Source organism: uncultured Gemella sp. (assembly GCF_963519265.1).
Classification (GTDB): domain Bacteria; phylum Bacillota; class Bacilli; order Staphylococcales; family Gemellaceae; genus Gemella.
In genome coordinates this window covers 74528-82677 of record NZ_CAUQNQ010000002.1, presented here as the reverse complement: position 1 = coordinate 82677, position 8150 = coordinate 74528, and the positions used below count along the sequence as shown (strand labels likewise).

Here is an 8150-nt window from a genome sequence, read left to right as displayed (position 1 = left end):
CTAAATCTAAAGGTAATGTTGTTAACCCTGATGATATTATCGTATCTCACGGTGCCGATACATTACGTGTTTATGAAATGTTCATGGGACCATTAGATGCTTCTATCGCATGGAGTGAAAATGGACTTGATGGCTCTCGTCGTTTCTTAGATAGAGTATACCGTCTATTCGTAGATGAAGAAACTGGTAAAGTAAATGATAAAGTTCAAGATAAAGATAATGCAGAATTAGAAGTAAGCTATAACTTCACAGTTAAGAAAGTATCAGAAGATATCGAAATTCTTGGATTTAACACAGCTATTTCACAACTTATGGTATTCGTAAATGATTGTTATAAAGCTGAATATATCCCTCGTAAATATGCGTTAGGATTTATCCAACTTCTTGCACCATTTGCACCTCACTTAGCCGAAGAAATGTGGGAAGTTTATGGTAATACTGAGTCAATCTCTTATGTACCATGGCCGACATTTGATGAAAGCAAACTTGTAAGTGATACTGTAGAAATCGTAGTTCAACTTATGGGTAAAGTTAAAGCTAAATTAGATGTTAAGAAAGACTTAACACCTGCTGAATTAGAACAAATTGTTCTAGCTAATGAAGAAGTAAAAGAATTAATCGAAGGAAAACAAGTTATGAAGGTGATTGTTGTTCCTGGAAGATTAGTTAATATCGTAGCTAAATAAGGAGAGAGACATGGAAGAATTAATTTATAGTATTGTTAGCGAAATTGTTGAGCATAAAGATGAAATCAAAATCGAAAAATTCGTTAAAAATGCACGTGAACATTACATTTTAACGGTACACCCAGACGATTGTGGGCGTATTATAGGGAAGAAGGGTACAGTAATTAACGCAATCCGTACTGTATTAAATTCAACAACATTTAGTAAAAAAGTTTATTTAGATTTAGTAGAATAATAAGGTAAATGTTTAATAGGAGTCTGAAAGGTAGATATTTTCAGATTCCTATTTTTGATAATTTAAAAATCATAGACATAGAAAATTTTGGGATAGATGATTTTCTAGAGAGTAGAGAAATGAGACATAATCGTTAATTTTGTGTATAATATTATTAGTGTTAATTTAGGAGGCTATTATGCGAGAAATAGTTGATGGATATTTAATTAATGATAATAATGTAAAAATAGCATTTACTAATAGGAATGTTGATGCGAAGAATAGTGAAGATATGAAAAATTTCTCTGCTAAGTATGGATTTAATCATGAAAATATAGTTTATAATACTCAAGTTCATGGGGCAGATGTTCGTATCGTTGAATCGGGAGACGATTTTACAGAAAACGGGAAGGAAGCGGATGGTTTAATTACAAGTTTACAGGCGACACCGTTATTGATTTTTACTGCAGATTGTGTACCTGTAGTTTTCTATGATAAACAGCAAGGTGTTGTTGCCTTAGCTCATGCAGGTTGGCGTGGGACATATGGGAATATTGCCGGGGAAATGGTAAATATCATGGTAGCTAACTACGGCTGTAAAGTAGAGGATATTAAGACTATTATAGGTCCATCGGTTAGCGTGGATAACTACGAAGTTTCTTATGATCTTATTGAGAAATTCGCTGCATTAGAAGTACAAGGTTATTATAAAGAAGTTGATGGTAAATATTATTTAGATTTATGGAAATTGAATAAAGAATTATTGAAAAAATGTGGTATACTAGAAGATAACATTAAAATTATTGATTTTTGTACGGTGAGAGATAATGATAAATTTTTCTCATATAGGCTGGACAATGCTACTTCAAAACGTATAGGAACGATAATTCAATTAGATTAAATTCACATAGAATAGAGGAAATTATATTGGAAAAAGATATTAAATTAGTTGAGCAAGTAGCTACATTTAAAAGATTGCCAAGAAGTGATAGTAGATGGCGTGTAGCATTTTATTATATAGCGAAAGAATTCTGGGATTTAGAAGAAGTTTTTGTGATAATCGATAAAACACTTTACGAAGAACAAGGACTTAAAATTCCAGTTTTTAGAGAGTATAAAGAAGCTGAAGGGTTCCAAATTTTTTCTAGTCACATAAAAGCGAAAGAATTTGTTGAAAAACAAGGTGATTTATTTGTTGCAGCAAGTGGTGAAAAACTTATTGGTAGAATACGTCAAGGTGCATTTAGAGAGGTTTTCGTTCCATTTTTTGCTGAACAAAACTTCAACTATTTACTAAATGAAGATGAAGCACTATTTGCTGATACTTTCAAACGACTTCTTGCGGTTATGGAAGCTAGCGAGAACTATATTGTGGATCAAGAACAAGAGGATATGCTTAAAGCAGGCGATGTTCAAGGATTCTTCGCGGATATCTGTAAAAAATATATAGTATTAGTATAAAGATAAACATCAAGCGTAATTTTGTCATGTTTGAATACAAGCATGAATTAATTACGTTTGAGTTTTTTTATTTAGGTTTCATTAGGTTACAAATGTTGCATCCTTCTTATTTTTTTCATATAATTTATATATAGAATAATAAACAGAATTTAATATAGGAAGGTAAAAAATGAGTAAGATAAAACATAGAAAATTATATTTTCTATTTATGTTATTAGAAATTTTACTATTGATAATGATTTCTGGATGGTATTATTTTTCTGAAAGAAAGATGGGGATGATAAGACATATATTATACAGAAATATTTATAAATTCCCAAAATACTTTACTGATACAAATATAAAAGTAATAATAGCTTGTTTTATTGTTATTTTAGTTATTCAGTTAGTATTATTTATAAGAGCTAGAAGATTTTTATTTAGTTTTATATTGAATATAGTATTTATAATCTTTTCAATATATTTCATTATAAATTATAATGCGGATAAGGTCTTTATTTATTACTATTTAATAATGTTTTGTGGTTTATTTAATACATTTAGATTTTTACAATACATGACTTTAAATCATAAGAAAGAGAAGTAATGTATATAAAAAGAAATATTAAGTACATTTAAACTTTTCTTTAAACTTCGTTTAAGTTGCTACTGATATTATAAAAATATAAGTAAAATAATCTTAACCTTAAAATAATAAAAATGAGGTTTAAAAGGAGGATTCTTATGGAAAATAGAAATAACAACCAAAATAATAGAGAATTTAACAATCAAGGAAATTACAATGAACAAAATAATTATCAAAATTATGATAGTGTAGAAAATTCTCGATACAACAATTATGAAAATTATCAAGAGATGAACAATGGGCAAGTACCTGTTCAGCAGAAAAATAACTATGGGAAATTATTCCTAACTGTTTTTGCAGCGTTTGCTCTTGGAGCTACTAGTGTTTTTGGAGCACAAGCGGTAATGGGAACAGGTAGGGCTCTAAATTCTTCGGTAACAGCGACAAAAGAAGACAAAGATAATGAACAAATTACGGTAAACGCAATTTCAAAAGCAAAAGATGCAGTAGTTTCAATCGTGAACTACCAAAGCAGCACATCTAATAACCTAGAGTCAATCTTAGGAGGTTCTAGTAGATCTGGTAATGATTCTGGTGATTTAAAAGCAGCTTCTAGTGGTAGTGGAGTGATCTACAAAAAAGTAGGGAATACAGCATATGTTGTAACTAATAACCACGTTGTTAATGGTGCTAAGAAGTTATCTGTTATCTTAAGTGATGGGACTAATGTAAATGCGGAAGTTGTCGGGACTGATGTTTGGACAGACCTTGCGGTATTAAAAATTAGTGGAGATAATGTAACTACAACGATGGATTTTGCTGATAGTGATAAAATTGCAGTTGGTGAAACAGCATTCGCTATCGGATCACCTTTAGATGTTAACTTATCTAATACTGTTACAAAAGGAATTGTATCGGCTGTAAATAGACAAATTCCTATGGATGTTGATGGTGACGGTAAAAATGACTGGAACCAAACTGTAATCCAAACAGATGCGGCTATTAACCCAGGTAATAGTGGTGGTGCATTAATCAACAGTGAAGGTAAACTTATCGGTATTAACGAGTCTAAAATTGCTAAGGCAACATCTAATGTAAGTGCTGAGGGAATTGGATTCGGTATACCTTCAAATGAAGTGAAACTTATTACTGAACAATTAGAACAATCAGGTAGAGTGATTAGACCTGCGCTAGGTGTGCAACTAGTATCTGTGAACACTGTTGATAGTGATACAGTCAAATCTCAATTGAATTATGGAGGTAAACAAGGTGTAGTAATTCGTTATGTTGAGAATGGTACACCAGCAGCTCAAGCAGGTTTAGAGAAATATGATATCATTACAAAATTAAATGGTGAAGAAGTAAAAGACGTTGCTGCAGTTAGAAAATACTTATTTGAGAAATCAAAAATTGGAGATACTGTAAAAGTAACTTACTATAGAAATGGTAAAGAAAATACAACAAATGTAGTTGTTCAAGCAATAAATACAAGATAGGATATTGAGACTTAGGATGGATGCTCCGTTCTAAGTCTTTTTTGATGTTTGAAAAATGTTCGAAACACAGCAAGAGAATAATAATGAAAGTTCTAAAAAATTATAATATCAATTTTTTTAATTGGGGATAAATTAAAGTACGAAATTAGAAATGTTATTTATGTAGTTTGAAAATTACTAGAATAAGTTGTCAAAATAAAAAAAATGTGTTATTATTAATTTGTAAAATTTTTAGAAAAGAATATAGGTGAAAACATGAAAAAAGTAAGAAAAGCGATTATTCCGGCTGCAGGATATGGTACACGTTTCCTTCCTGCGACTAAAGCATTACCGAAAGAGATGTTACCTATTATCGATACTCCTACTATCCAATATATTGTAGAAGAAGCGGTAAAAGCTGGAATCGAAGATATAATTATTGTAACTGGTAAGCAAAAAAGAGCTATTGAGGATCACTTTGATAGAAATGTTGAATTAGAAGTTGAATTAGAGAATAAAGGCAAGTTAGCAATGTTAGAGAAAGTTAAGTATCCAACGCAGCTTGCTAATATTCACTACGTACGTCAAAAAGAAATGGCAGGATTAGGGGATGCAATCTTAACTGCGCGTAGTTTTATTGGGGATGAGCCATTTGCAGTATTACTAGGTGATGACGTTGTAATTAATGACGAATACCCTGCAATCAAACAACTTATTGATAAAGCAGAAGAAACAGGATGTTCTGTAATTGGGGTTCAAACAGTTCCGGAAGACCAAACACATAGATACGGAGTTATTGCTCCTAAAGGACAAGATGGTCATTTATATGAAGTTGAAACGTTTGTTGAAAAACCAGCTCCAGGAACAGCGCCATCTAATCAAGCGATTATGGGAAGATATGTTCTTAACCCAGGGATTTTCAAACACTTAGCTAAAAAACAAGTAGGTGTTGGTGGAGAAGTTCAATTAACTGATGCTATCCAAATGTTAAACGAAGAAGAAAATGTTTATGCATATGACTTCCAAGGTAAACGTTACGATGTAGGGGAAACAATTGGATTTGTTAAAACTACTATCGACTTCGCACTTAAGTCTGACTTAAAAGATGATTTAGTGCCATACTTAAAAGCTAAATTAGCAGAATTAGAATAAGATTAAAGCGGGAGTGACTCAAAAATCGTGATTTTAGAGAAATCGATTTTGTCGAGTCACCCCCGCAAAGTTTATTAGATATCTAAAAAGCTTTTATAAAGCGAATTTAGATGTCAATAAACCACTGCGTCTATGAGTTCTCATATACACTTTGTTAAAATTTAGGACTTTTGGGTCAGCCCCTTTTTGAAGAATTGAGGAAGGTATATTATGATTATTAATTACATTGGAGTTTATGGGATTTGCATCAAAGATAATAAACTTTTATGTATAAAAAAGGTAAGAGGTCCTTATAAAAATAGATTTGACTTACCTGGAGGTAGTCAAAAAGAAAGTGAGGGACTCACAGAAACTTTAGTTCGAGAATTTCAAGAAGAAACGGGATGTCAGATAAAAGGTTATGGGAATTGCAGAGCCTATGATGTTTTTGTAGAAGAATCTAATCGTACAGTACATCATATTATGGTATTTTATAACGTTGATATTAATCTCGAACAGCAAGATACGATTTCAGAAAAGTTGGAAGATGAACTAAATGATTCTAGTGGAATATATTGGATTGACTTTGAAGAATTAGATATAAATAATTCCTCGCCATTGATTTTGAAATTCAAACAGGAATTAAGCAATGATAAAGGTGCATTAGAAAAAGTAGTATATAAAAATTGGGAAATATTATAAAAAGAACTTATCCATGAAAAAATATGGATAAGTTCTTTTCTTTATTATTTATTATGACTTGCATTGATTAAGTTTTGTTTTTTCATTGATATAACTGCAGAATAACAGAATACTGCTACGGCTACCCAAATTATTGAGAATGATATTAGTTTCTGAATGCTTAATACTTCTCCGTATACAAAGATTCCTATGAAGAATTGCATTGTAGGTGGTAAGTATTGGAGAATACCTAAAATGTATAGTGGAATTGCTGTAGCTCCTTTAGCAAATAACATTAGTGGAACTGCAGTAATTACACCAGATAATAATAAGTATATTAATGTATCTGTTCCAAAAGAATAGAATGTAATTGAGTTATTCGATGAAAGATATCCCATGTAAATAAGTGCGATAGGAGAAACTATAGCTGTTTCAATAAGTAAGCTTGCTTTTGGACTAAGAACAATTTTTTTCTTACATAAGCTATAAAGCCCAAAACTTAGTGCTAGTAATATAGAAATCCATGGAAGAGATCCGAGTGAAATAAATAGGTAAATCAAAGAACCTCCAACACATAGACACGCTATTGTTTGTGTACGTGTTAATTTCTCTTTTAGAAATACTACCGCTAGTATAATTGTAACAATTGGATTTAAGTAATATCCAAAACTTGCCTCTAGTACGTGGTTAGTGTTTACCGCAATTATATATGTAAGCCAGTTTAATGTTATTAAAAATGAAGCTAGTACTAATAGTAAGACACTTTTCTTATCTTTCCAGAGAGTTGTTATTTCATTGAAGATAGATTTTTTATTTTTTGCAATTGTGACTACGATAATCATAAAAACAAAAGAACATATAATCCTCATTGCAAGAACTTCATATGCACCTATTTCTTTTAATAATTTAAAATATATAGGGAATAATCCCCATGAAAAATAACATACGAGGATAGATAGTAAACTTTTTTGAGTATTATTCATATTGTATCTCCTTATCTTAAGTGAATGTATGATAAGTATAACGAAAAATATTGTATATTTCAATGAAAATAGATAGCTACGCATAAAAAATAATCGAAAAAAATCTAATATTTTTTTATAGATGAGTAATTTTCATTATTTTCAAAAGCTTTGCAATAGAATTTTCAAAGAAGGGTGCTATCTTAATTTATAAAACTATAATCTAGAAAAAACAAAAATATTTTCGTGGTTTAAGTTTAAAAATAGTTATATAACACTTTTGAAGGGGATTCAATACTAATTTCAGAAAAAACATATACTAATATATTTTTTTAAAACGTATCCACTCAATAAAAAAGGGGTTCCATTTGTTTGAGAAATAGTATAAAATAAGGGTATGAAAAAGATAACTGTATGATTAGTATGGGAGAGGACAATGGACACCGAAGGGACAAGTTAACATTTAGCGAATGTTAGTGAAATTCTCAGGTAAAAAGACTGTACTAGGACAGAACTCTGAAGCAAGTCAACAGAGAGAGAGCTAACTAAGCTTTCTTTGTGTTGTTTTTATTTTAGGTGGGATGCTATGAAATTGATAACAAACAATCCAAGATTTTTGAAAGAAAATTTTAGAGATATCGAAGTAGAATACCATGAAGTTGAATACTTAGATATATTAAAAAAAGTTAGAGACTACGTTCATGAAAATTGGGAAGTTGTAACACACCCTCTATATGGAAGTGTTAAACCAAATGAAACAATTTACAGATCAGTAGTTATTAGAAAAAATACTGAATTAGATGTTGCTTCTATTAATTTGATTTCTGAAGCGGTAGGAACTTTTGAAAAATTTAGAAATAACAAAGAAGTTCCTCAGTGGACTGATAGAGTAAAAGACGATTTCAGTGTTATCGATCACGATTTACTATTAAATGCGATAAAAAGAATTTTATAAAAAAATAAATAAAGGAGAAT

10 protein-coding genes and 1 riboswitch are annotated in these 8150 nt (G+C 30.6%); of the genes, 9 read left to right on the top strand and 1 reads right to left on the bottom strand.

The annotated features are described in order from the left end of the window. The 8 genes from RWN11_RS00785 to RWN11_RS00750 form a co-directional block, all read left to right on the top strand. On the top strand, positions 1 to 686 hold a 686-nt coding region (locus RWN11_RS00785; protein ID WP_314159892.1), incomplete at its 5' end, for a class I tRNA ligase family protein. 10 nt (positions 687 to 696) lie between these two features. Further along, positions 697 to 921 carry a KH domain-containing protein gene (locus RWN11_RS00780; RefSeq protein ID WP_314159891.1) on the top strand — a complete coding sequence of 75 codons (225 nt, stop codon included), beginning with the start codon at positions 697 to 699 and terminating at the stop codon, positions 919 to 921. 178 nt (positions 922 to 1099) lie between these two features. Then, a complete protein-coding gene (gene pgeF / locus RWN11_RS00775) occupies positions 1100 to 1801 on the top strand; it encodes a peptidoglycan editing factor PgeF (protein ID WP_314159890.1) in 702 nt (233 codons plus the stop codon). 26 nt (positions 1802 to 1827) lie between these two features. Then, positions 1828 to 2361: a hypothetical protein gene (locus tag RWN11_RS00770; RefSeq protein WP_314159889.1), complete on the top strand. Its 534-nt coding sequence runs from the start codon at positions 1828 to 1830 to the stop codon at positions 2359 to 2361. A 169-nt stretch (positions 2362 to 2530) separates the two neighbouring features. Further along, positions 2531 to 2947, top strand: coding sequence for a hypothetical protein (locus RWN11_RS00765; protein ID WP_314159888.1), 417 nt, complete (start codon positions 2531 to 2533; stop codon positions 2945 to 2947). A gap of 137 nt (positions 2948 to 3084) precedes the next feature. Continuing rightward, positions 3085 to 4422: a trypsin-like peptidase domain-containing protein gene (locus RWN11_RS00760; RefSeq protein ID WP_314159887.1), complete on the top strand. Its 1338-nt coding sequence runs from the start codon at positions 3085 to 3087 to the stop codon at positions 4420 to 4422. Between the two features lie 255 nt (positions 4423 to 4677). Further along, complete coding sequence (galU, locus tag RWN11_RS00755; protein ID WP_060914668.1) at positions 4678 to 5553, top strand: UTP--glucose-1-phosphate uridylyltransferase GalU; 876 nt, start codon at positions 4678 to 4680, stop codon at positions 5551 to 5553. Positions 5554 to 5763: 210 nt separating this feature from the next. Further along, on the top strand, positions 5764 to 6234 hold the full coding sequence (locus tag RWN11_RS00750) for an NUDIX domain-containing protein (protein WP_314159886.1): 471 nt from the start codon (positions 5764 to 5766) through the stop codon (positions 6232 to 6234). A gap of 44 nt (positions 6235 to 6278) precedes the next feature. Here RWN11_RS00750 and rarD read toward each other — a convergent pair whose 3' ends face one another. Beyond that, on the bottom strand, positions 6279 to 7196 hold the full coding sequence (gene rarD / locus RWN11_RS00745; RefSeq protein ID WP_314159885.1) for an EamA family transporter RarD: 918 nt from the start codon (positions 7194 to 7196) through the stop codon (positions 6279 to 6281). Positions 7197 to 7589: 393 nt separating this feature from the next. Then, a riboswitch (glycine riboswitch) is annotated at positions 7590 to 7686 on the top strand. 75 nt (positions 7687 to 7761) lie between these two features. On the opposite strand from rarD, the gene RWN11_RS00740 reads away from it, so the two are divergent. Further along, a complete protein-coding gene (locus RWN11_RS00740; protein ID WP_314159884.1) occupies positions 7762 to 8130 on the top strand; it encodes a GrdX family protein in 369 nt (122 codons plus the stop codon). Positions 8131 to 8150 lie beyond the last annotated feature (20 nt).

Bases quoted from the DNA above. Each gene is read 5' to 3' on its own strand.
- RWN11_RS00780 (WP_314159891.1), top strand. From the start codon at position 697: ATGGAAGAATTAATTTATAGTATTGTTAGCGAAATTGTTGAGCATAAA.
- pgeF (WP_314159890.1), top strand. From the start codon at position 1,100: ATGCGAGAAATAGTTGATGGATATTTAATTAATGATAATAATGTAAAA.
- RWN11_RS00765 (WP_314159888.1), top strand. From the start codon at position 2,531: ATGAGTAAGATAAAACATAGAAAATTATATTTTCTATTTATGTTATTA.
- RWN11_RS00760 (WP_314159887.1), top strand. From the start codon at position 3,085: ATGGAAAATAGAAATAACAACCAAAATAATAGAGAATTTAACAATCAA.
- galU (WP_060914668.1), top strand. From the start codon at position 4,678: ATGAAAAAAGTAAGAAAAGCGATTATTCCGGCTGCAGGATATGGTACA.
- RWN11_RS00750 (WP_314159886.1), top strand. From the start codon at position 5,764: ATGATTATTAATTACATTGGAGTTTATGGGATTTGCATCAAAGATAAT.
- rarD (WP_314159885.1), bottom strand. From the start codon at position 7,196: ATGAATAATACTCAAAAAAGTTTACTATCTATCCTCGTATGTTATTTT.
- RWN11_RS00740 (WP_314159884.1), top strand. From the start codon at position 7,762: ATGAAATTGATAACAAACAATCCAAGATTTTTGAAAGAAAATTTTAGA.